The 23,593-nt window shown below is 40.5% G+C and carries 18 protein-coding genes; 4 read left to right on the top strand and 14 right to left on the bottom strand.

Annotated features, from left to right (window positions below):
• Positions 1–717, bottom strand: coding sequence for an outer membrane beta-barrel protein (locus BLQ57_RS13305; RefSeq protein ID WP_087940000.1), 717 nt, complete (start codon positions 715–717; stop codon positions 1–3).
• A gap of 85 nt (positions 718–802) precedes the next feature.
• Positions 803–1,420: a Crp/Fnr family transcriptional regulator gene (locus tag BLQ57_RS13300; RefSeq protein ID WP_169712756.1), complete on the bottom strand. Its 618-nt coding sequence runs from the start codon at positions 1,418–1,420 to the stop codon at positions 803–805.
• A 216-nt stretch (positions 1,421–1,636) separates the two neighbouring features.
• Between BLQ57_RS13300 and BLQ57_RS13295 the strand changes: the two genes are divergently transcribed.
• Together BLQ57_RS13295 and BLQ57_RS13290 are read left to right on the top strand one after the other, a co-directional pair.
• Entirely contained in the window at positions 1,637–1,915 is a 279-nt protein-coding gene (locus BLQ57_RS13295) for a hypothetical protein (RefSeq protein WP_087939998.1), read from the top strand.
• A 607-nt stretch (positions 1,916–2,522) separates the two neighbouring features.
• Positions 2,523–4,415 (top strand): outer membrane protein assembly factor BamB family protein, encoded by a 1,893-nt coding sequence (locus tag BLQ57_RS13290; protein WP_087939997.1) that lies wholly within the window; start codon positions 2,523–2,525, stop codon positions 4,413–4,415.
• Between the two features lie 125 nt (positions 4,416–4,540).
• Here the strand turns inward: BLQ57_RS13290 and BLQ57_RS13285 are convergent, their stop codons facing one another.
• Complete coding sequence (locus BLQ57_RS13285; protein WP_087939996.1) at positions 4,541–5,212, bottom strand: hypothetical protein; 672 nt, start codon at positions 5,210–5,212, stop codon at positions 4,541–4,543.
• 471 nt (positions 5,213–5,683) lie between these two features.
• Between BLQ57_RS13285 and BLQ57_RS13280 the strand changes: the two genes are divergently transcribed.
• Positions 5,684–6,763 carry a hypothetical protein gene (locus tag BLQ57_RS13280; RefSeq protein ID WP_087939995.1) on the top strand — a complete coding sequence of 360 codons (1,080 nt, stop codon included), beginning with the start codon at positions 5,684–5,686 and terminating at the stop codon, positions 6,761–6,763.
• Here BLQ57_RS13280 and BLQ57_RS13275 read toward each other — a convergent pair.
• Positions 6,754–7,389: a response regulator gene (locus BLQ57_RS13275; protein WP_087939994.1), complete on the bottom strand. Its 636-nt coding sequence runs from the start codon at positions 7,387–7,389 to the stop codon at positions 6,754–6,756. The genes BLQ57_RS13280 and BLQ57_RS13275 overlap by 10 nt on opposite strands.
• A 12-nt stretch (positions 7,390–7,401) precedes the next feature.
• Positions 7,402–9,390: a tetratricopeptide repeat-containing sensor histidine kinase gene (locus tag BLQ57_RS13270; protein WP_087939993.1), complete on the bottom strand. Its 1,989-nt coding sequence runs from the start codon at positions 9,388–9,390 to the stop codon at positions 7,402–7,404.
• Between the two features lie 1,001 nt (positions 9,391–10,391).
• Between BLQ57_RS13270 and BLQ57_RS13255 the strand changes: the two genes are divergently transcribed.
• A complete protein-coding gene (locus tag BLQ57_RS13255; RefSeq protein ID WP_139162734.1) occupies positions 10,392–10,835 on the top strand; it encodes a DUF6252 domain-containing protein in 444 nt (147 codons plus the stop codon).
• 252 nt (positions 10,836–11,087) lie between these two features.
• Here BLQ57_RS13255 and BLQ57_RS13250 read toward each other — a convergent pair whose 3' ends face one another.
• The 9 genes from BLQ57_RS13250 to BLQ57_RS13210 all read right to left on the bottom strand — a co-directional run bounded on the left by BLQ57_RS13250 (position 11,088) and on the right by BLQ57_RS13210 (position 23,586).
• The gene (locus BLQ57_RS13250) at positions 11,088–12,104 is read right to left on the bottom strand and encodes a hypothetical protein (protein WP_087939989.1); all 1,017 of its coding nucleotides are present in this window, start codon (positions 12,102–12,104) and stop codon (positions 11,088–11,090) included.
• Positions 12,105–12,577: 473 nt separating this feature from the next.
• Positions 12,578–13,870 carry a 5-methylcytosine restriction system specificity protein McrC gene (locus BLQ57_RS13245; protein WP_087939988.1) on the bottom strand — a complete coding sequence of 431 codons (1,293 nt, stop codon included), beginning with the start codon at positions 13,868–13,870 and terminating at the stop codon, positions 12,578–12,580.
• A gap of 2 nt (positions 13,871–13,872) precedes the next feature.
• Complete coding sequence (locus BLQ57_RS21335; RefSeq protein ID WP_087939987.1) at positions 13,873–15,375, bottom strand: AAA family ATPase; 1,503 nt, start codon at positions 15,373–15,375, stop codon at positions 13,873–13,875.
• A gap of 12 nt (positions 15,376–15,387) precedes the next feature.
• Entirely contained in the window at positions 15,388–16,095 is a 708-nt protein-coding gene (locus BLQ57_RS13235) for a CBS domain-containing protein (RefSeq protein WP_087939986.1), read from the bottom strand.
• 11 nt (positions 16,096–16,106) lie between these two features.
• Complete coding sequence (locus BLQ57_RS13230; protein WP_087939985.1) at positions 16,107–16,751, bottom strand: hypothetical protein; 645 nt, start codon at positions 16,749–16,751, stop codon at positions 16,107–16,109.
• Between the two features lies 1 nt (position 16,752).
• Positions 16,753–17,580: a hypothetical protein gene (locus tag BLQ57_RS13225; RefSeq protein WP_087939984.1), complete on the bottom strand. Its 828-nt coding sequence runs from the start codon at positions 17,578–17,580 to the stop codon at positions 16,753–16,755.
• 4 nt (positions 17,581–17,584) lie between these two features.
• Positions 17,585–18,436, bottom strand: coding sequence for an FRG domain-containing protein (locus BLQ57_RS13220; protein WP_087939983.1), 852 nt, complete (start codon positions 18,434–18,436; stop codon positions 17,585–17,587).
• A 4-nt stretch (positions 18,437–18,440) separates the two neighbouring features.
• Complete coding sequence (locus BLQ57_RS13215; RefSeq protein WP_087939982.1) at positions 18,441–19,421, bottom strand: TIR domain-containing protein; 981 nt, start codon at positions 19,419–19,421, stop codon at positions 18,441–18,443.
• Positions 19,422–19,428: 7 nt separating this feature from the next.
• Positions 19,429–23,586: an Eco57I restriction-modification methylase domain-containing protein gene (locus BLQ57_RS13210; protein ID WP_087939981.1), complete on the bottom strand. Its 4,158-nt coding sequence runs from the start codon at positions 23,584–23,586 to the stop codon at positions 19,429–19,431.
• Between the last annotated feature and the right edge of the window lie 7 nt (positions 23,587–23,593).

Below are 23,593 nucleotides of genomic sequence, written 5' to 3'. Positions count from 1 at the left end.
TCAAAATAAAAACCTCCAAGTCAGATGGATGGGTTTAACATTGCCGACATTTCCTGCACTCCAGGGGTTATTGAATTGATAAATTAGGCCAAAACTGGAGGAATTTAGAATTGCTAGCTTATCAAAATAGGCTCCTTTGAAGCCTAGAAGAAACTCTGCTTGCAAATTGATAGGTTGAGTAATTTCTGACAAATTGATGCTTTCCTGAGCGCTCGACTCTCTGTAGGAAAAAGTCGTACTTAAATTATACCCCGCCCTAAAACCAGCCTGAAGAAAAATATTTGAACTTTGCTCACTGCTATTATCCTTGAAATAAATTCTTGTTTGAGCAGACAGATTCAAACTATTTTGAAAGATCCGAGTGTACTTGACTCCATCAGGAGCCGGAATAAACCTTTTCCCTCCTTCTCCCTCTTCGGGAAAAAAATCTAAAGAATAGGTAAGCCGCTCTAATTCCAAACCGGCTACCCAAGAGACTCTTTGAGTGGCAGGGAATTCTTTCATGAAACCGATTTGCACATTGCTGTGTCCATCTTGGTAAAATTGATCCTGAGTCCCACTTAGGAAACTCATACCCGCCCCAAAACTAAAATAGGTCTGAGATGAATAGGGCCTTTTTGATTTAACCCCATTTTCCTGTGCAATTAGAGATTGGGCTCCTAAAGTCATCAGTAGAGCTAAGGGAAAACAAACTTTTCGAAACGATAGATTTTTCATACCTGTAATGATTTGATTGATTTACAGGTGCAAAGTTGAAAGAAGGCAAGCTGCCCTAAATTAACCTAGGTTAAGAAGGGTATCCTTATTTTTGCAGGAGCCCTTTTCTAATCCTACTCAATGATTCGGGCTTAATATTGAGATAGGAAGCCAAGTATTTCAGGGGAACCTGTTCCAAATAAACAGGATATTTCTGCATGAGCTTTTCATAGCGTTCACTGGCCGACTCCGTCAGCAGGGAGAGCTCTCGCTGCTCTCTCCAGATATAATACTGCTCTACTGCTGTTCGCCCAAATTTATTGCTCTCAGGAAATTGCTCATACAGTGACTGAAGAAATGTATAGGGGAGAGAAGCCAAAATACAATCATCCAAGGCTTCTATATAAAACCTCGATGGTTTTTGCTGGATAAAACTAGAATAGGAACAGTTGAATTCATGCTGAAAAGAAAAGTCAAAAGAGTGTTCTTCTCCTTGGACAAGTACAAAATGGCGAGTAAGCCCCTGAATCACGATCGAAAGAAAACGCTCCGTTTCCCCCTCTCGCAGAACGAATTCCCCTTTTTTATACTTTCTGATCCTAAATCCCTGCTTAAACACCTCCCATTGCGAATCAGACAAGGGTAAATAATCAAACAATAGCTTCCTGGCGGCCTCCAGGTGTTTTCTCTCATTTGCCGCACCCTCTTCTATATTTTCCCTCAAAATCAATTATTTATTTGAAAACAAGGTAGACATTAACTTAACATAGATCAATTAACCCACCATTTATCAGGTCTACTTTTGCATCTCTATCAAGGTAAAAACAAGATTCAATCCTGCATATCGGAAAAATCATGGTCCAAAATTAGAAATATGGATGTCAAAGATTTTTGAATTTATGCTTTGGAGAGAATGTGAAACACAAAAATTTAAAAACGTATGAAAATTGAATTCAACTTCGGCAATCTCAAATGGCTTTATGCAATCCTCTATCTTATTTTGATAGGAGCCATCATCAGCTTAGTACATGGCTTGTATGACTTTATCAAAATTCAAGAAACCATGGACTCAACGGCTAAAATCGACTTTCTAATCAAAGAAGCCCTGAGCAGTAGTCTGAACGGCTTTATCCTTTTCTTTTTGCTAAAGTGGCTGGCAGACACCTTGAAATCGAAAAAACTCAACCTCAGCTTACAAGAGGATACTCAAAACCAGTGATCCACCTCCGAACAGGCTCCACTTTCGAATAGAAAAGACGATTCCAAAACATAAAAAGCTATCTCATCTCCAGCAGGTGTGATAGCTTTTTTTAGTTAAAATTGAACTTGACAGAAGGAATTGTATCTGTAAAAAAGTAAAATCAATTACCTATAGGGCTATACTTACTGAATGGGCTGCCTATTTACCGACCAGCTCAAAAACAGAGGTAAGGCTTTCGTCGGTATCAAAGTAATTCGTGTTCATAGGACAGATAACCTGTCAACTTTTCTTCCTCCCGGTATTTTGATTACGGGACTGGTCTTTTATTGGGTTACCTAGGACATGAGCCTTGACCTCAATTGGGACGGAACAAATAAAGATTAAAAAAAATTTGGCTCTACTGCTTACGCGAGGACTACTGCTGAAGTGAAATATAGGGCAAATGGCGTATGGAATTCCTTTCCTATCCCAGCTTACTTTAAGCTTGAATTTAATCATTTCTCAACCCCACAAATTAGCATGAAATCCAGCCTGTGGCAGATTCAAGTTTGGGATGATCTTCTTTTGTAAGTGAAAGCTGAACTGTTTTTGTGACAAACTGCGATTTCCTTCAAATCAAATTCTTATGAAAAAGCAATTACTCACTTGGCTTAGCTGCTTATTTTTCACAGTAAGCTGGGCACAAACCACTCCTACTCACAAATACGATATAGGAGGCAAAATCGAAAAAATGACCCTTACCGATGCCGGCGTGCTTTTAATCAACGGGAGCAGCGGCCTCGTAGGCATCCGTCCGGGTGCTGCTAGTCCCCATTTCAGCTTTGCAGAATACGGCAAAATCAAAGAAGAGGAGATGGAATTGGTTCCGCTCAGCCCCTATGTGATTTTGACCCAAGGAGGAAAATCCCAAATTCCGGGGACCATCTTTGCAAACTCCAAGCGAACTGTGATTGATGTGATCACGGGTGAAAAAGTTTTCGTCACTGAGGAAAACGGCTGGAAGCAAATCGCCCAACTCAAAATTTTTCTTCCCGAAAACAAACTCGTCGTCGTAGGGAACCGGGAAAAGAGCGAGGGCGAAATCCTGGCGGCAGGCATTTATGACATGGCTACAGGCAAGCAGGAAGGCTTTGCTAATTTAGATCCCAATGCGGGAAAAGTCCGCAGTGCGGCAGCCATTCCGATGAGTTCGGGAGCTCCTTTCCTTCTCAAGGATCAGGTTTTTGTCCCCACCACCAAAGGGGTAGTCAGCGCCAATGTGGCTAATGGGAGCATTATTTGGGAAAATGACGTGAAAAACCTAACCAGCATGATTGCCGATGAGACCGGAATCGAAATCTATGGATTCGAAGAGCGCAGCAATGGAGACACCCGCATCCATAAATTTGGAAAAGACGGGCAGGCTCTTTGGGACAAAGAACGAAAAATCAAAGGCAGCATCACCCGTTTTCAGATTCTTCCAGGAGGATTGGCTGTAGTGAGCGATGTTTTCAAAGGGGGCAGTAGTCTAGTGAGTCAAATCGGAGGTGGCGGTGAATCTAAAATTGCCTTTTTAGATGCCTCAAGCGGAGAAGATTTATGGGAAAAAGCCCCCAAAACCAAAGGCTATGTGCAGCATTTTTACGTGATGGAAGACGGAATCCTATTCGGTTTGGCCGATGGTGGAATCAACAAAATCAAATTTGACGGTACACCTCTATTTAAAAAGCCCATTGACACCGGTGCGAATATTCATACCATGGCTACCACACCTCAAGGCATGATCTACATCACCGATACCGATGCCAATATTATTGATTTGAATACCGGGGATGCCAAATGGAAAAAAGGAATTCAGTACAAGAAGGCTACTTCTGTATCGAGTGCTTACGACAAAGCCAAAGGTCGCTACCTCATCAGCACTGGCGAAGAAATTCTGGCCATCGATGAAAATACCGGAGATGTAAGCACTTTTGCGAAGCTCAAATTTGAAGGAAAAGAAAGCCCCTATGAGATCGGAACACGAGCTTCAGGCATCTTTTTGGCCTCCGATCAAAACATGATGCTGCTTGACGGCAGTGGAAAAGAAAATTACCATGTATTTCATAAAGCTCCCGGCCAAAGCACTTTTGCCAAAGTGGCGCTTGGAGCCTTGACGCTCGCTTCAGCCACTGTTTCTGCTGCTGCAGCTTCTCAGTCCACCTACAGCTATTACATCGGCGAATACAGCAGTGCGGATGCGATGCGAGCAAGAGACAATGCGCGAGCAGCGGAGACCTTCTCGAATATTGCCTCCATTTCCTATGGAGAAATGACCAAGCGCTTCAAAGCCACCATGGCTACGGAAAATGCGCGTTTTATCTTGACGGATCTCAGCGACGGCGTGGGTCTTGTCAAAGTCAACAAGGATACTGGTAAAACCGAAAAAGAAATCGTACTCAAAGACAAAAAGCCAGTCTATGAAGTAGATGATATCGAAGGCTACCTTTACTATCAGTCAGGAAATGGAGAAATCAGCGCTTTTAATTTGAAGAATTAAGCCTTGCTTAAAAAAAGTGAAAGCCCCTGCATATCAAATTTTTGCAGGGGCTTTTTTATTTTTTACAATCCTTTAAAATACCACTAGTGGCTTTTCAATCCCTTGAACCGCAAACCTAAACCGGGTCAATCACCTAATGAGAACTCCCCTTTGTTGAAGACATCAAAATTCAAAGAGATGTAAAAAATATTGGCTTGAAAATTCTCGTAAGGCCTGATGGTTTGACCCATTTCAGAAACCGTAAAATCTTGATTGAAAAAGCCGGTTGGATAATATTTGAATTTAATACTAGTCCCACTCGATAAGCTAATGCCTGCAAAAAAAGAACTTTGAAACAGGTTCACCCTATCACTAAACCAAATATTGAATTTGTCAGTCTTTCGTTCATCTACAAATGTCTTTTCCTTATAATTCAGCGCCATCTCCAACTCGTAGCCAAGAAAAAAGAAAGTTTTATCAAGATTTCCAATTTTAACTCCTACAGGAATGCCTAAGTTATAGGTTCTTATCTTTTTGCGCACGGAAGCCGATTCATCATAAATAAACCCAACATTTCTCAAATTGATCCCAGTAAAGGTTCCAAAATTCTGAGACTGATCAAAATTCAAGAAATTTTGAAGGTTGATCACGGGCGACCATCTTATTACATTATTGGAGCCGTCTATCGCACCCGTTGAAAAAATCCATTCCCCACCAGAGCTCCAGTAGGTATTAGGATAAGCAGCGGCTGATTTTTGCGCATACGAAAACGAAACGGATAAGAAAAACACAAAACCTAAAATAAGAGCTTGTTTCATAAAGAGTATTTTTAAGAAGTTTGAAGATTAAACTTAAAAATTTTGAGATAGTTTTGATAACTCTTCACCAAATTTATTGAGGAATCAGAATCCCTGCTTATCATTTATCTATGGTCAAAGAGTTTGATTTTATTTGAAATTTAAATTCCAATCTATTCTGAAGGAAGCTTACTCTTTCGAAAGCTATCCGAATGATAAGTACTCCATGTAAGGATTGTTTTTTTGAGACAGCCCTTGAATAAATTTTTAAATTAATAACCTATTTTTCAATTGATTATAACCTATTTCTTAACGAATTAAGTGTTTTTTTTAATGGATCAGGATAAAAAATAATTCACGCTAAAAAAGGAATGCAAGCAGTGAATTTGACCCGGTATCCGTACCAGCACGGATAAAAAATCTGTGTTTTAGGGCATTCTTCCCTACTCCTGCTTTAGCCACCTTTATACTCCCTAACCAAAAACAGAACATATGAAAAGTTTAGTACTCATTTTCCTCCTGCTTTTTGTAGATGCCTTTCCCGGCACTACAATCAATGACAAGGACCTCAAAGTCACCAGCTACAATAAGAAAAAGCAACATCAAAAAGCACCCAAAAAGGTTTTTGTTCGAAGCTTCAAGGCCCTTTTCGAAGTCTTTGAAGAGGCTTCAGCAAGAACCTCTGGATCAAAAAACGACCGTGCCAACCGAACTACATTTACCTCCGGTACCTACACTAAGATGGGAGTTCAAATCTCAGGTGTAGATGTGGATGATTTCCAAAAGATCATCGATGAGGCCTATCAATCCTTCCTCAATCAACTGACTAGCGAGGGCTTTGAAATCCTAAGCGTGGATGAAGCCGAAAAAATTGATTATTTCCAGGGCTGGACTAGGGTATCCGGAGGTGCTTCCTCCGACGATCAAGCAGCCGGTTTTGTGATGGTAACTCCGAAAGGCTTCGACTACTTAGTGAAAGGAGTGGCCAAAAGTGGCAGAGAAAAAGGCACCTTTTTGGATATGGCTCCCAAAATATCTAAAGAACTCGGGGATGTCTATGTGGCCGATGTCAATTTTATTTTTCCATTTGTAACTCTGGATGCCGATGCTTCGATGTGGACTAATAGCTCTTCGGTCAAGGCAGATATAGGCTATAGAATCGAGCCAATAATGAATACCTCAGATGTGAATAAGCAAACTTCACTTACTGGGTTTGTCAAAGGGTTTGGAAGTATGGGTGCCTCTGAAACAATCAATTCTCAGGTACGCTTTATTTCAGGAAATGACATTGGAAACAATCCGTTTTTTGATGCCAAAGTGGAACTGAAAAAGGCAGTCTACTTTGAAGATGTCTTCAAGGACAAGAAAATCAAAGAAGTTACTCAGGCTCAATCCGATATGTTTTCAAAAACAGGCTACTCTACCTTGGTTATGGTATCGGGGGAGCAAAAAACTGTAGCCTCACATTTTGCAGAATGTGATCAGCAGAAATATGTAAGCGCTGCATCAGGGGCCATTCGGGATATGATGGACACAGGGATTTCAAACTTCGTTTCTATGATTCAAGATTGAGCCATCCCTCCCACCAGATTGTTTTCCAAGGCAAATTTCAAAAGACCAACCAGCGTGTTGGTCTTTGTTTTTTGGTAGATATTTTTGCGGTGAGTCTCTACGGTTCGCTCAGAGATATGGAGCATTTCTCCAATTTGTTTGTTGGAAAACTCCTCAAAAATCAACTTCAACACTTCCTTTTCCCTTTCTGAAAGGATACGCTCATCTGCGGGGAATCTCATTCGCTGAATCAGGATTTTTTGAATCTCCGTACTGAAATACATGCCACCCGAAGCCACCTCTATCACTGCTTTTAATAATTCTTCGTGGGCAGCTTTCTTTAGCACATAGCCTTCCGCTCCCGTGGCCAAAGCCTCTTTGACTCGGTAGGGCTCCTCATGCATGCTCAGAAAAATCAGTTTAGTCTGCGGAAAATGCGATTTGACTTTTTGGGCAAAAGCAATTCCACCGACTTTAGGAATAGAGATATCCGAAATAATCAAATCGGGAGCATTCTTCCCCATTTTTTCCCAAGCCTCCTCCACGGTGGTGGCCGTTTCCACTTCAGTCACTTTGTCTTGATTTTGGATCAAAAACTTCAACCCGTCCAAAAGAATGCGGTGATCATCTGCAAGAAGAATTTTCATTTTCTAAAGTATTTAATTGGCACGATGAACATACGGAAAAGTGACCAATAACTCGGTTCCCTGCTGTCTAGCCTGAGTAAAAAGTTCCAGTTTGCCATTAAGCAACTCTGCTCGGGTACTGATGTTTTTCCAGCCATTTCGCTTGCTGTGCCGAAAAACACGGGTATCAAACCCCTGTCCATCATCTAAAATTTGAAGCTGTGCCACCCCATGATTTTGGGATAAGTCCAAGGTAATATTTTCTGCTTTAGCATACTTCAGCACATTATTAATCCACTCTTGACAGATACGGAAAAGGTTGATCTCAACCAATTCATCCAAGCGATCGGGCAGGTTTCCTGATTCGATGTGAAGCTTTACTTTTTGCCCCGCATTGATTCGGTGAGCTAAGTCCTCCAATGCTGAAATTAATCCATAGCGGATCAAAGTAGCTGGCATCAAGTCGTAGACCACATTGCTGATTTCTCTAGACATTTCATCCAAAACCGCATCGGTACGGCTGACAAGTTCGGTCTTGAATTCCTCCTTGGTCTGATTGCTTTTGAGTTGGGAGACATACATCCGAAGGGCAGAAATATATTGCCCAAATCCATCGTGTAGGTCTTGGGCCATACGCCGGCGCTCCTGTTCCTGAGATTCCAGCGAAGCTTGGATGTAGGCTTCTTTTACTTTCAATTCCCTGTCTTTGACGAGGAGTTCCTGCTTTCGCTTAATCCGGTTTTGGTAAAAGAAAAAGGCAACGCCGATCAAAAGTATCAAGAGCCCTAGCGCAGCAAGAGCGAAATAATTTCGCTGAAGAGTCGCATTTTTTTCCTGAATCTCAGCATTCTGAATTGCAATTTGGCTTTCTTTTTTCTCCAAATCATACTTCACTTGAAGGTCGGTAAGGAGTTGGGCATTTTCTTCCTGAAAAACTTGTCGATTGAGTTCTTGATATTCCTCGAGATAGGCATTGCCTTTTTCAAAATCTCCTTTTCTAAAATAGATTTTGGCAAGGGTATTTTTCAAGGTCAGTGAATAGTTAACCAACTCCGGATTTTCGGTCAATATTCCAAGACCGCCATTGGCAAATTCCAAGGCTCGTTCGGTTTGCCCCAAGTCTAAATGAGCCGCAGCGGCATTGCTGACTATGCTGAGTTCCATTTTAGGATCGGGAGTAAATCCATCTGCATCATCCAGAGCGATATCAAGCATCAACAGCCCTTTTTCATAATTTTTCTGCCCTATGTAAAGACTCCCGAGATTATCATGCACTCGATGAAATAGTACTTTGTTACCGGCGATTTCGGCATTTACGATCGCTTTTTGAAAGTACTTTTCAGCTTGGTTTTCCTCTCCCATTAGTTTGTAACAAATCCCCAAGTTGGCGCAAGAAATCGCAATGCCATTCGGGTCATCTAGCCGCTCTCGGATCTCCAAAGCCTCCAAATGATACTTGATTGCCTGATCGTAGAGTTCGAGTTCTTGGTTAGCCAATCCCAAATTGGAGATGCTATGGACATAATTAGCCTCTTGGGCATTGGGATCAATTCTACTTAGCTCCAAAGATTTGGAAAAATACTCAATCGCCGCTTTGTAGTCCGAGGAATTCAGGCGATTCATACCAAGATTGTTGTTGGAGCGCTGTTCTAGGGCTTTCCAACCTTGTTTTTTGCTTTCCTCCAAGATCTCGGAAAAGATCATCAGGGAGCTGTCGGTCATTTGATTGACATCGTAGTAGATGCCGAGATTCTGCAGGATTTCAAAGTAAATCCTAGATTTCCCAACTTCCTTTTCGACTGATTTCAAGACTTCTTTAATCTTGGGTTTGGCCTGATCTCCATCGCTGAAAATCATCGAAAAAGTAAGCTGCTGAATCGCTCGGTAGCGGATGGAATCGGAGAGATTTTGATTTTGGAACACTTGTTCCAAACTATCGAATTGGGCTTGTTGCCTTCCCTGAGAGGGTAAAGCACCATAGAAAAGGATGAGAAAGAAAGAAAATAGGCTAAAACGAGACAAGAGCGAAAGATTTAAGCATTCAAAGTAAGTCCTTCCCTACATTTTTCAAATTCTTTTTTTGGATTAGGTTACTATTTTTTCCACAAATAATTCTGTTTTTTATTGTGCGGTATCAATGAAATTAAAAGAGACCATAATTCATTTGTGGCCAGGCTTTTTTTTTGCCACTAATGCACGAATTTTTTGGGCTTTAGAAAGGTGGTTCTACCCTTAATTTAATGAGAGGACAAGTTTAGTCCGCAATTTTAGTTTTATGAATTTATGAATGAATAGGTAGTCTTTCCAATAGGTAAATGACTTTATACCTTTTTGTTTTGGTTTGTAAGGCGAGGCAAAAAAGGTGTGAAAATGATTTGGGCTAAACTAAAAAGCTTAGCCTGATCTTAAGCTTTTTAAATCTTTTTTCTTTGATACTTTTGAAGACCAAAAGTATCCAAAAGTCTTGGCCCCGTTCTTTTCTTTCCGCTAGTATCGTTTTCTACATGTTACAACTTGGTGCACAGCGGAATTTTGTCCTGCTTTGCCACCCTAAAAATGACTGGATTCCCGAATCAAGTTCGGGACTAAGTCATTTTCTTAACGGGTTTGCAAAGCACTCCAAAACCGAAAATCCCGAAGGGCCCAATAACCAAAAGATCCCAGTCCAATTCAAACTATTCCGTTGATAAAATGACAATTTACCGATTTTAATAGAGCTTATTTTTTAGGTCTTTTCATTAAAGTCGTGGTATAACCAGAAAAGTAAGATGGTTGTTAATTCCTCTAAATCTTTTCTGTTTGTTCAATTTTTGAAAAAAGAATTTTATCGAATTTTCCTTTCGGAAAACGAATTCCGTAATTAATTCGATCCCCTTGGAGAAATAAAACCTATTCTTGAATTCGTGGCTAAGCTCTTTTTGCCAAATGAGATTTTTAAATACCCACTGCCACTGATCACAAATACCCACTTTAGGGGATTTCACCTCTCCTTCTTCCTCCCCATCTTGCCATAAAAAAATACTATGAAACTACGATCACTACTTTTAGGCCTGTTGGCCTTTGTCTTTTTCGCTTGTCCTGATAAGGATGACGAAATCCCTCAGGGTTCACTCAATGTAGAAGCCACCATCGACGGGCAAGCCTGGAAAGCTTCTGGAAACAGCCGGATTACCACTGTGGGTGGATTTACGGTATTTGCCATCGGGGCAGGTGCTACCGATCGGTCTAATATTGCCCTGACACTTGATGCCGAGCGGACAGGAAATTTCGATCTTGCAGGAAAGGCCATTTGGACTACCGCTAATCAACTCGTGTACAGTGCCAGCTCAGGAACACTCACTATCAGCAGCATAGAGGGAGACAAGGTATCTGGAACTTTTGCTTTCAAAGCCAGCCCTATGACTGGAACCGGGCCCGAGGTGACCATCGCCAACGGAAAGTTTACCAATATCAACATCATGAGGTAGATAGGCTTGATTCAATTATGGAGCGCTATTGAGGGATTTTCTACCAATCCTAAAAATCCTATTTGAAGAGATTAAAAAGAAATTTTTCACCAATTTGTTGGGGACTTTTTGATTAAGGGGAGGCAAGAGTTTGTCTCCCTTTTTTTCCTTAAACAAGTCCTTGTGTCGCATCCTCTAATACCAGCAAACCTGTTTTTTACTTAACACAAATTAATCGAGGTGCGATAGATCCTATTCTGATGATAGCGTTCTTTAGATTAATTGAGCACCGCCCAATTTTCCCGTCAAAGTCCCTGACCAGTTTCCCTCGTACCGATCAAAAAAACGGAAATCACTCTGGCTGAAATCATAGCCTTTGCAGCGATCCAAATCCCCTAAGAGGGCTTTTTGATGATGCTTAAACCAATCCCGAACATACACAAACCCAGAAAAAATCTCACCTGCAAGAAAAGCGTTTTTACCTTTGAAATAGCATACCTTTCTGTCATCTTCCCAATCGAAAATTAGACTTTCATAGGGCTTAAACTGAGACAGGGTCCGCTCCACATAGAGAATTAGATGTGTGAGTTGCTCATCAGGAAGTTCATCTCCCTGATTGACTAGGGATAAGAAGTTTGGTTGGGTTAGATTTTCTATCATTCTCATATCCTTTCGTATTCTTCGAAAAGTTCGCAGAAACTTAGACCAAGAAAAAATCTCAGAATCATAGTGGGCATTCAGAAAAGAATAAGTAGCCTGATTTTCCTGTATCCATTTCATCCACCAAGCTTGCTCTATTTCACTAGCCAAGGAATCAAATTGCCGCTGAGCTTTTTTAGCTGCTCTTTTATAGACTTCAAATTCCAGACTCAAACCATAGTCTTGATAATCGTCTTCATATAAATCAAGAAGAAAACAGGCTTGAATAGCTGACTTCGACCTATCGCAATTATAGGAAAAACAAGTACTTATATCTTTAATCTCATATTGCTCTGAGCCAATTTCAGGTACCACTAAAAAGCGGAGATAGGTAGCGGCATTGGATTTTTTGCCAATAAATTTATAGGCCAACTGCTTCACTCCATTAGTACAGCTCATGGAGCAACATTCGACAGGTTGAGTTTCAAGAAATTGATCACCACAATGATTAAACATGGAAAACACCTCAGCAAGCTTTTCTAGAAATATATCAGCCCTGATGCCCCCATAAATTAGATTGAAATCCAATAATTTCTCGAGTTCATCCACCTCCATGGCAGCGACAGAATCAAGTACCTTATAAAAATTCATTTTGGAAAAGGGAAGCTATTTTCTTTTCAAATTCCGATTTTTTTTGAAAAAAATTGAGGATATCATCCTCTTATTTTAAGTTTCATAAAAATAGATCACAAAAAAAAAGCCGATCATTTCTGATCGGCTTCATAGTAGCGGGGATTGGACTCGAAACATAATTGTAAATCAGATATTTATATATTTTTGGAAAACATTTTGATCAACTTTTGAAAAAAATTGATGATTTTAAAAGACTAAAAAAGTTGTTTCTTCTATATACCCTGAACCTACTCCCTTATGAAATCACTCATATTAATGGGAAAATTTGCAATTCGGAGCTGGGCTCTCAAAGGGCTTGAATACTAATTTAATTTACCCACCAAAAGCCTTCCAATGCAGAGTAGAACTTAACCAAGTCTTCCTTTGAATTAGTACTTTCCATACGCCTTGGCGATAGGACTCTTATTAAGCATCTGTAACATTAAATTTACTCACTTAAAAGGCAAACTCACTCCTACCTTCCACACCTTCTCATATTCTTTAATCGGAACGGACCGGAGATTGGTGATTGAATCAATTCCATTCTCCAAATCGGGATAAATAATAACGCAATCCAGCATTTTCTCAGGCGAAACCTTTACTTTTTCTCTGATTCGGCGAAGTCTTGAATACCCACTGACTTGCCGGATATCCTGATGATTCACATAGACTGAATAACTGGGCTTGTATTTGGCATCTATCACTATGGAATCATCACCATCTGATAATAGGAAATCTAATTCATTCCCGTAGGTACTGACCAAATACTGAAGGTCTTTTCCGAATGTGTTTTTCAACTTACCCAACACATACAATTCAAACAGCTTGCTCATATCAATCCAAAAAGGCGGAGTAAGGATCGTTTCCTGATCTTGGATGGAATTGAGGTTATAGCTGAAGCGCTGTAGGATTAGCTTGGCCAGTTCGATCGCCTTCTCGTAATTCTTGTAGAAAGGATTAAACTTGAGATGCTTGATGTCATTCAAACTCACTTCCTCGGAAACGTCCAAGAATGCCGGCTGAATGTAATTGAAAGATTCTTGGAAATAAGAAGCATGGGATAATTCCTTGTAGGTAGACAGGTAGCGCTTGATGTAGACCAAAGTCTTTTTTAGGATCCTATTTTCAATCCCGTTGACACCAAACTGCTCGTATTGGCAGACAGTATTCAGGTTCTTGTTTTTGACCAGATTCTGCTTGATGGTCTGCCCGACCAGGACTTTCCCCTTGACTTTAGCATAGAGGTTTTCTTCAACTCGATAGTAACTTTTCTTCAATCCCTTTCGGACAATATCCTTGACCAGATTCAGGAATTGGATCATAATCAAAGGAGAAATCAAGTCCTGCTTACGCCTCAGGGGAATCCATTCGCTATCAAACTTGATCTCAAAAAGCTCAGTGGTATGCTCTCGAACTTCAGGTTCCTGAAGGGCGTCGAACAGCATTTTGAGCACATCGACTTCTACAAGGTCTTTGTTCTCATTGATTCCCTTTTCTTCCTCACCAGAAGTTTGATTGTAATTCTTATTGAGCTTGGATTCTACGTAGAACCACTCTTTTTCCCGATGAGGAAACCAATCTGCACCGACATAGTAGGAGCATTCCAAAAAGTGATTTCCAAACTCCTGAAAAAACCGAGCACACTTCGCCTCGGTCCGATTAAGAAATAGAATATCTGAAATCCACTTCCCTTCTATTGGAGCCTCAACCACTGACTTGCTATGTTCCCGGAAAATCTTCCTCATCTTTACAATGAAAGCTCTTTAATTTTTTCGGATGCTTTCTCATTGAGAATGCCATCCTTGACATATTCCATTAACAAAGGCTTAATTTCAAAATCAAGCTTGAGCTTTAATGTAGCCTCATCTTCGGCCAAGAAATAGCTATGGCCCAGCTGAACATCCTCTACTTTGAAATCTGAGTTCAAATATTCCTGTTGGAATAGTAAACTTACTTTTTGGAACAAATCGAGCGCCTTCGCTTGAGTTTGGGGATCTTTAACTACCTCTCGAATGGGCTGATCACTTGGATGAACATCTACAAATGCAAATCTTCTCCGTATCGCATAATCAATATGTCCCACGCTTCGATCGGCCGTGTTCATAGTGCCGATGATGAACAAGTTATTGGGTAACCTGAGGATTCTACCTTTCGAAACTTCAGACTCTCCCTCATCCATTAGGGAATACATGCTTTCCACACTCGTTTCTTCGGGCTTTTCCGGATCAAATCTATATTCCAGTGCATATATCAACTCACCAAGAACAGAAGGCAAATTGGCTCTGTTAATTTCATCGATAATTAGTACGTAGTGGGAAAATTCATTATTAAGCGCCTTTTGGGCAAAATCAGCCAGAGCCTTATTAACGACTTTATATTCTACTTGCTTATCTTCATTTGATTCTACAACAATGCCACGTACAAAATCCTCATAAGTATAAGCCGGATGGAATTGAATAAGCTTTGCCTCTCCAGGACTAATCTTTAATAGAATTTCATTTAGGTATTTTGCTAAAGCTATGTGGTAGGAATCACCGCCTGTCGTAGTGAATTCTCCCCTTTCCAAAACATCGTAAACACTTTTTACAGTCTGAGAAGTTTCATCTCCTGCAGGTTTTCTAATCTTAAAATTATCCTCATTAACGACCAATACTTCAACCGACTTATTTGCTTGGCTCATTGGCACAACCAGTCCTGAGATAAGATATTTCCGAATAACTTTCCGAATAAGCTCGGCTCTACTAAGTGGCAAAACCAACTGTTTCGCAATCTCCTTAGCCAATCTGGTTTTCCCTGTACCAGGAGGGCCTTGAAGGATAATCTGCTTTTTGTATTTAAGGAGGTCTATTGCATTTATTTTAGTCAACATAGTCTCAATTTTGAAAAATAAGTCCTTAATTAAATTGAAGTAATTGCCATGAACTTCGTGAAATTGCTTCCCTTGCCCACCATATGACTGCATAGGTAAGTTAAAATCTTTTAGGAAATGTAATTCATTTAGCAATAATGCTTTCACGTAATCAAATTGACTCGCAAGAGCAGGGTTTACTATTCCCAAATCTTCAATTTTACTAATTCTTCCTATTGCTTCTATTGATTGGCCTTTAGTAATACATAACAAATCACCAGCTGAAACCCCAAGTATTAATGCTTGAACTTCAGACCCAGCAAATGCCAGTTTTTGTTCTCGAAAAATATCAATAAGGTCAATTTGCTTTCCCCATTGGGAGCCTATTCTCCAAATTTTCATAATTGGTCTATTTTAATCCATCAAATATTCTGCAATATCCTCTATACATACTATCCCCATCAGCTTCTCTGAGGCCTTTCCATTTTGGGTAATTATCAGGCAGTCTAACTGGCTTTTCTTTTCTTTGGACTTCTTCAAGTAGATTTCTGCTGCTTCATAAACCGTGGTATTCCTGGATACAAGTGCGTAATTCTCCTTAGTCTCAATATGAGGCATTAAGTCTGAAATTTTGGCGGCAGTCAAATCAATCAACTGATTCTCATATTCTGCAAAGAGCCAACGGGAAACAGTGTTGGTGGAAACCACTTCAATCACTTTCCCATCTGTGTCCAAGATTGGAGCTTGAGAGAAATCTTTTTTATTCATCTCCGATAGCAAATCGATCAAAGGAGTACCGCGAACAACCGTAAAAACCTCAGACTGAAAAGCAGGAATAACACGCTTGGGATTTTTGAACTCTTCCAGAATCTTCTGGATCAACTGGACCGTCTCTTCAAAGGGCTCTGCGATAGGAACACCTCCTTTCGACTGATGGGAGTTGGCATTCCTGAGATTTCCCAATTGGAAAAGATCATCTTTATAATTTCTAACAATAGAGTTCCTTGGAATAAGGTCTTTTATCCGCTGTGAGAAGGGAATATGATCCGACTGATTTAAAGCTTTGGCAAAAAGCCTGTCCAGCTCATTGTAGTAGTCGAAGAATTTTTGAGCTTTGGTCATAAATTGAAAACCTAATCCTCCAAAGCTGTTGATCCAGGGAAAAATTTTCCAATTTGCTTCACATTCCTTTCAATAGCATAATTCTTCCTTATTGAATTGATTGAAATATTGGAAATCAAACAGTTGAATTTCAAAAAAGGAAATTTTGAAAATATCAATTTCTCAACATCTGGTTTTGGCACATCAAAATCAGAGACATCAGTCGCAAATGCTTTTATTTCCGAGAGAGATATAGTTCCATCTAAACTTGAATATTTAGAATCATGGATTAGAATGACCGCTTCTTGGTTAGGAGAATCGTCTGCATCAGGAGTTTGAACTGAAATGTCTGCTCTAAAGGGATACCCATCTTTCATATAAATCTCGGTGCCCAAACAAATCTGAAATAAACATTCCTCCCCATTTGAAGAAAAAATTAAAAATTTTGCATGATTTATTTTGTGCCCTCCTTTTCTTGAAAAATGAATTCCTTTTTCACCAGGAACTATTGAAACTTTATGACTTACTGACAAATCATTTAACATCTCCATTGAACAATAAAACTCATAGATATAGTCAGTCATAAAACTACCAGAATCTATAAAACCAAAGACAGATCCATCTCCATCCCAAACAGTAATTTTTTTTATTGATTCTTTATACAAATTAACATCCATATCAGTTTATTTTAAGAACAATTGGACTCTTTAAACTTTTCCGATAGTATTCATCTCTATTAGAATATTCATTTTTACTATTGATAAAAGCACTACCAAAATACTGTTCAAGATTATTTAAATATTTTTTTAACACTTCTTCTTGATCAACTGCATAAGTAACCCTAACACTATTTTCATGATCAGCAATTGATAAGTTAGAATAGATTTCATTTCCGAACATTTCCTTAAACAATTTAACCCCTTCTAAAAATTGATGCCCTGGATTTATTATCGAATCAACAACATAATCATTTAACTTTATCAAAATTTTCTCAAGATCATGGACAATATAGTCTTGACTAAAATCACTTAGACCCAAGAAATTCAAAAATGCTTTCCTATGCTCTAAATGCATCTCATAAAATGTAAATCCAAGAAGGCTTCTTTTTAAATCTACATTATCAAAAAGTATAGCATTCAATTCTTCTATGGTAATTTCTTTCCATGTTCTAAAATGCTTAGCTGGATTTGAATAATTTTTAACTGCCAGCAGACTAAATTTAAAATTTTCTAAAGGCTTTAGCATACCAAACTCCATCCCCAAGTCTAACCTAACAATAATTCTCCCTTTTTCACCTTCAACTTGATCCTTGCCAAGTTCAACCGATTTGATTGTACAAAATCTTGAAAAAACCCAAATTCTGCTAAAATATTCTAATAGAATGACAAAATCACCCTTTTTACCAGTAAACTTTCGATTTGAATTCCAACTCCTAACAGCCTCATTTTCCGAAATTGTCAGACTCGAGTCCCTCTTAAGTATCCAATTTTTCCTATTCTTTTCCATCTAACTACTTCTTTAAATCTTTCATTTCTAAAGTAAATAGATCATTGTCTTGCATTAATTTTGGTTTCGGAATAATCTCAAAACCATCCCCCCAGAATGAATCGCTATAAGTGATTTCAAATTTTGCCAGCATCCGTCTATTGAAATCGAATTGCTCTATTCTACTTGGCTCATTCAGTTTATAATTTGGAAAAGGACCTGCCAAATAACCTTCTTGAAAAAACGGCCTTTTTGCTGATGGTGGACAAACGCTCAAAAGTCGCAAACTGACCAATTCTTGAAATGAATCATATCCTATGGCATCAGTTTGCCATGGGAGGCCTATAAGGTATATAATCCCTGATTCTCCAGTTGATTTTCCATTTAAAGCAAATGAGCAAGCGACATGAAGAGAATGCGTTACGTCTATAAGTGGGGAGTCACATACTTCGTAATGTTGAAGAATTGTCCATGCAATTTCTGGATACTTTTTCACCAAATGGGTTCCTGCAAATGGCACTTTCTTTAAATCAAGCCATTCAATCAACTTTTTTGATTTTTCTTCTAATGTTTTAAACCTAACTTTAATATCACGAACCTTCTCTCGTGGCTTTTTCCTATAAATTGAAGGAAGGATAGTCGATTTACTTTTTTCTTTGTAATCAACACCTTGGCCTCTAAAGTAAATGACATGTTCCCGATTATAATGGAGAATTCTGGCTACTAATCCAACAAGCTCATCATAGGTCTCAACCTTCATTGGCTCACTTGTGATTATTTCTTCATTTCGAAAGGGCTTAGCCCAATCTTTTATTCTACCAGACTTTTTTTCAGTCTCCAAATTGAGATGACAAAATGCTTTTTCGATTTTCCGCATAGAACTATGATTTTATAAAAACTTCAATCTTATCCATCAACTTCCTCTTCAAATCCTCTCCATCCTTCCAGACCAAATGCTGATAATTCCTTGTATCGAAATGAGCAGTACCAATATGATCTTTCCGACAGGTATAGATTACTTTCTGCCCTCTACCCAAGGCATAACCTGCCTCAAAGTAAACTCCTGACTTGTGGTATGTAAAATCGGCAATGGTAAACTTAGCTTTCTTAATTCCTGCAAGGATCGCGTCATTAATAGTGACATCACTATTTGGATGTTGATCTAAAACAATGTAGGGTTCAAATCCGGATTCTCTTATTGCAGGTTCTATCCAATCATTGTAGACCTGAATCATTTCGGGATCGAAAGACATCGCTATAAAAGAAATATTTGAACTCTTTTGGGTTTCAAATTTCTCGGCCTCTTCCCAGCCCTTTAGGGTTAAACTTATAGGAAATGTACTTTTTGTACTTCCTTCATCTTTAACATATCCCAATTCAATGCATGTGTAAATAATCCTCTCCAATTCTGAAGGATTGCTCATTCCTGTCTTTTTGACTAAATGCTCTTTGTAATGAAAATTATCCTTTGGGTATAAAGTTTGTCCAAAAAACTCTGAAACTGATTTAAAATAATAAATCACCTCTTTTAGCTTTTCAATTGGTGAACTTGGAATATTGGATGAACTGATCAAAGCCAAAAGAGAATTTGAATCCATCATTTTTACACCTTTCGGCCACCTGCCTTGGTGTAATAAAAATTCAATCTCTCTCCTTTTAGAAGTCCAAATATCTGAGTTATTAAAAAGCTCATCTGTCACAATGAGAAGCTGTTCACCTGCTCCGAACTTATAAATCCAATAAAATCCTTCCCTGTCAAAACTGAAATTGGATAAATCTACTGAACGGATTACCTCAGAATCTGAACGATTAGTAAGTGGACAATGGGTCGCTGGCCAAACCCTAACTATATTCTTTTCCATAAATATCTCAATCAAACAATCCCTTCATCCCCAAGTCTTTTCCTGCCTTTTTCTTACCATAGCTTGCTCGGGGTTCATTGACTTTAAGGGATTGGGTTGGAGTCAAATCCTCCTGACACTCCTCCCAAATCTCCTGCAGTCGCTGTAGATGCGCTTCCATATCCCAATCGGGTCGGAGGCAATCATAGGCTTCTAAGACCAACCTGCGGGTGCGGTATTCTCCGTACTTGCGGATGTCTTTTTCCTTAAGGACGCGGAAAGTCTCTCCGGGGAAGTCCTCTCCATATACATCCTGTGGATCGAGGATGTAGCGCAGTTCGTCCCGCTCCAAGCCATAAAGCAGCGCGAAGTAGGCGTCCAATTCGGCCTTCAATCTCGCCCTGCGGGCCTCATCCCATTTGAAGGGAGGAAGGGGACAGCCCTTTTCTTTTTCCCAAGCGATTTCAGGAGAGGCATCTTTCCACTCAGGTAATTTCCAACTATGTCCGCCTGTTACAGTTTGGTTTTCCTCCCATTGGGATCGAATGGCTTTTTTAAGGTCTAAATTAGCTTCGTTCCAATGGTCATCTGCAAAGGCTTTTATATCCCATGAACAGTATATTAATTCAAATGCGTTGGGTATAATTTTGATAAGGTTTTCTTGAGAATAAAGTTCCTCAGGAAATACTGGAAGTTGTTTTAAGAGCGTCCAATTTAGATGGACTCCTCCTATTTTTTGCCTGGCCAGATAATCAAAAATTAAAGAATTAAAATTTAACACTAAAATTACAGGAAAATGGCCTTGGAAACCAATTCCAGGAGACGTCCTTGAGGTTACGTTCTTGGGAATTATAGTTGAAATAGTTGTGCGCTCATTGGTTGAATTTGATATATCTCTCCAAGTTATAATCCAGTTTTTTTTGTATTCAGGGTATTTACTAAACAAATTATCAACAAGATCTAAATCAACCAAATACCTCGGAATAGAATAATAATCAGGAGATTGTTTTGAATTCAACTCTACTTCGACAGTTCTACCCGATTGCAAAGACTCCAAATCTTTAATATCAAATGTGGAATATCTATGGTCATATTGCCATATCATTTTTGATTCGTATAGGCGATTAGATCTAAACTGCGTAGTGTCGCTAAATCTTACAGAGTCTTTGTGATCACCAAGATCAACCAATCGCATATAAAAAACCTTCCATCGATTTTGATTCTTTAAGTCTTGTACCATGACAGGAACACGGTTGTATATTTTGGCTGTGAGTTCTGAATCCTTGCGGGTACGGAAGATTGGGGTCGTCTTGGTATTGGGGTTGATATTGAGAAAGTCCCGCTGCCCCAAGGTAAATACTCGCTCCCGGTCGAGTATATCCAGCACATCGTGCATAAAAAAGCCAAAGGTGGATTCCCGACCCTTTTGTTTCGGACCCAAGGTGATCAGGCTGAATTTATAGCTGCGATGAACATTGGCGAAAATGGCTTTCTTGTTTTCAAAATCAAACAGGGAAGCTAAGCGTCCTTTTTCGATCAAGTCGGCAAAATAGAACTTGTTGGTATCGTCCGTGGCGATCCCTGTAGGAACAATAAATCCTGCCGCACCTTTGTCATTGATCGACTTCTCGATCAGCTCAGAAAATACCGAATAGGTATTAACATCTCCTCTTCCTGCCAAGGGGAAGCGGCCACTTTCCCGAACAAACTTGGAGGAAGACTCGGATTCGTGCAGTGCCTGAAGGTAGTCTTCCCAGAGTTTAGGATTGCTTGCCTGAAGCTTTTGGATGGCTTTTTTCCGGGCTGCTGCATTGGCCGCATTGGCTACCTCAGGATCTTTTTCCATAAAGAATTCCTTTTCCTGCAGCTTGATCCGCTCCCATGGTGGATTGGCTAAAATCAGATCGAAACCTCCTTTTTCAGTCACTTCCGGAAATTCTAATACCCAATGGAAAAACTTGGATTCCACGCTTTGGCCAAAGGCTTTGGCTTCCAGTTGGGCATTCAGACTACCTGCGCTTTGGAGGTATTGGGCCAGAAACTCGGAATTGACAAAGGCCCGCTGATCTGATGAATAGGGTTGGAAAAAAGCGTAGGTATAGAGATTGCATGCAGTGAGGGTCTTCATCCAGCCTTGGTTGGCACGGGAAGCTTCGTAGCGTTTCTTCTGCTGCTCCACCTCAGAAAGCGAGTCCCCGCGAATGGCATCGATGGCGCGGTTGCTCTCGGCAAAGCGATGGATATCCTCCTCAAAATTTGTACGCCCCATAAAGAGGGAAAACTGCTTTTTCTTTCGAAAATCTGAGTTGACTTTCTTTTGAATTTTAACCACCTCTTTCTCGTCGCCAGTAGTCTCCTTGAAAGCACCATCAGGAATGCCTCCTTTGATCAGCTCTAAGGAGTCCACACCTACCAGTGCATTTCCATTTTTAATTTTATGCTCCAAAAAACTCAGTGGCTTGCCGGAATTGTGGCCCTCTATCCACAGTGAGAGGCGGCAAAGTTCGACTGCAGCAGGATTGAGGTCGACCCCATAGATACACTTTTGGATCACGTCTCGCTTGGCTTCGGCCATCCACTTTTCCCCGGGGTTTTCTTCTCTTGATCGGGCCACTGCCAAGTAATAAGCCAAGACCCTTGCTGCTGCCAGCAGAAAATGTCCCGAACCTGTAGCCGGATCACAGACTTTGATAGAGAGGATCGCGGCTTCTTTCTCCTTTGAGGTATTTTTCCCTTGGAGCCGCTCCTCGATCAGAGGAATCAGGGAAGTCTTGATCAGCTGGGCAACCAAGTCATGTCGGGTGTAGTAGCTACCCGTCAGCTTGCGCTCCGATCCCTCGGTAAAGCCAAAGCTTGGCTTGGCGCTTTCGGTATAGAACAATGGATGGAGCTCCAGCAAGCCCTCATAGACCGACCCAAGTTCCTCTACATCCAAGTCGCTGTAATTGACTCGGGAGAGTGAACCGGAGGCATTCCGGGTAAGGGTAAGATTGGCTATAACTTGCAGCAGATCCTGATTGGTCAGGCGGAGTTCGTGCAGGGAATAGCCCTGAAAGGAAAAAGCAGTCTCGCTGAAAAGGTCTCCTCCCAGAGGTTCTATCCCGAGAGGTTTACCATATCCATTAGATTCGAAGAGCTTAAAAGTAGTCTTAAGCCCTTCCCAGAGATCGTGCTTGTCCTTCTCGACAAACTGACGCTTCATGGCCAATTGGCGCAGCCGCTCGATGCTGTAGTATTCGAAGTAGATTTTCCGGTTTTTGGAATTTCGTTGCTCTTCGGGGAAAATGAGTTTGCGTTCCTCTGCCACAATCAGGAAAAGGAGTCGGTAGATCGTCCGAAGCAGGGTATCGAAATAAGGTTTGGATTCGATCTTTCCGGCCAAGACAGCCTGCACAAATTCCGGATTCAGTCGATTATTTAGGAATCCCGAACCAAGGAGGTTTAGGGAGTTTTTGACTTCCATCCGAAGATTTTCACGGATGCGGTTGCCACTCTCCACGGAGATTTGATGGTACTGCTCCATGATGGACTTTTCCCCTTCACCCACTTGCTGAGGCATTCGGGAAGCATGCAGCAAGCGATACAGGATGGCAAAATCGGAGAACAAATCCTCTTCGAAGATCTTCTCCAAGTTGAACTCCACATAAGCCAGCTTGGCCAGTCGGGAGGAGTCACGCAGGATTCGTAGAAACTTCCCATTCGTGATCAGCGCATAGAGGTGGTCATCGGTAACGTTGAGGTATTCCTGTACCAGTCCATGGGAAGAAATCCGCGTGAGTGTAAAGTCATCCTTCTTATCCAAGTCCTGCCGAAAGCCCACGATATGAATGGGGAACCGACCGAGATTCTGAGCACGGTGCGTTATAGCATAAGTTTTCCCATTGATGACTTCCTGATTAGCCTTTTCGACGGTATAGCCGAGTTCGGTCAGGAAGGGAATCATCCAGAGATTACGGGTCTCGGTAGTGGCTGCTTCGGTTTCGGTCAGCCGCTCCAGCTTGAGTCGGAAGCTGTTCCAATAGCCTCTTGCAATGGCATAGGCCAGTCCGATTTCATCGCGTACTTTGGTTTCTTTCTTCAGACCAAAGTCCAGACTACGCTGAAACTCGATCTCTTCCTTGGAGATTTTGTCCAGGATTTCTGTACTGAGGATATTGCCTTGTATGGTTATGCTGGGGAAGGTCATTTTAAAG

Source organism: Algoriphagus faecimaris (genome assembly GCF_900101705.1).
Classification (GTDB): Bacteria; Bacteroidota; Bacteroidia; order Cytophagales; family Cyclobacteriaceae; genus Algoriphagus; species Algoriphagus faecimaris.
Note: the sequence above shows the minus strand (reverse complement) of the source record. Positions and strands in the feature narration are given on the sequence as shown.

What these genes read in the sequence shown, in the direction of transcription:
- BLQ57_RS13295 (WP_087939998.1), top strand. Translation starts at nt 1,637, where the DNA reads ATGAAAATTGAATTCAACTTCGGCAATCTCAAATGGCTTTATGCAATC.
- BLQ57_RS13235 (WP_087939986.1), bottom strand. Translation starts at nt 16,095, where the DNA reads ATGACCAAAGCTCAAAAATTCTTCGACTACTACAATGAGCTGGACAGG.
- BLQ57_RS13275 (WP_087939994.1), bottom strand. Translation starts at nt 7,389, where the DNA reads ATGAAAATTCTTCTTGCAGATGATCACCGCATTCTTTTGGACGGGTTG.
- BLQ57_RS13210 (WP_087939981.1), bottom strand. Translation starts at nt 23,586, where the DNA reads ATGACCTTCCCCAGCATAACCATACAAGGCAATATCCTCAGTACAGAA.
- BLQ57_RS13215 (WP_087939982.1), bottom strand. Translation starts at nt 19,421, where the DNA reads ATGGAAAAGAATATAGTTAGGGTTTGGCCAGCGACCCATTGTCCACTT.
- BLQ57_RS13245 (WP_087939988.1), bottom strand. Translation starts at nt 13,870, where the DNA reads ATGAGGAAGATTTTCCGGGAACATAGCAAGTCAGTGGTTGAGGCTCCA.
- BLQ57_RS13280 (WP_087939995.1), top strand. Translation starts at nt 5,684, where the DNA reads ATGAAAAGTTTAGTACTCATTTTCCTCCTGCTTTTTGTAGATGCCTTT.
- BLQ57_RS21335 (WP_087939987.1), bottom strand. Translation starts at nt 15,375, where the DNA reads ATGAAAATTTGGAGAATAGGCTCCCAATGGGGAAAGCAAATTGACCTT.
- BLQ57_RS13220 (WP_087939983.1), bottom strand. Translation starts at nt 18,436, where the DNA reads ATGCGGAAAATCGAAAAAGCATTTTGTCATCTCAATTTGGAGACTGAA.
- BLQ57_RS13255 (WP_139162734.1), top strand. Translation starts at nt 10,392, where the DNA reads ATGAAACTACGATCACTACTTTTAGGCCTGTTGGCCTTTGTCTTTTTC.
- BLQ57_RS13230 (WP_087939985.1), bottom strand. Translation starts at nt 16,751, where the DNA reads ATGGATGTTAATTTGTATAAAGAATCAATAAAAAAAATTACTGTTTGG.
- BLQ57_RS13250 (WP_087939989.1), bottom strand. Translation starts at nt 12,104, where the DNA reads ATGAATTTTTATAAGGTACTTGATTCTGTCGCTGCCATGGAGGTGGAT.
- BLQ57_RS13225 (WP_087939984.1), bottom strand. Translation starts at nt 17,580, where the DNA reads ATGGAAAAGAATAGGAAAAATTGGATACTTAAGAGGGACTCGAGTCTG.
- BLQ57_RS13290 (WP_087939997.1), top strand. Translation starts at nt 2,523, where the DNA reads ATGAAAAAGCAATTACTCACTTGGCTTAGCTGCTTATTTTTCACAGTA.
- BLQ57_RS13285 (WP_087939996.1), bottom strand. Translation starts at nt 5,212, where the DNA reads ATGAAACAAGCTCTTATTTTAGGTTTTGTGTTTTTCTTATCCGTTTCG.
- BLQ57_RS13305 (WP_087940000.1), bottom strand. Translation starts at nt 717, where the DNA reads ATGAAAAATCTATCGTTTCGAAAAGTTTGTTTTCCCTTAGCTCTACTG.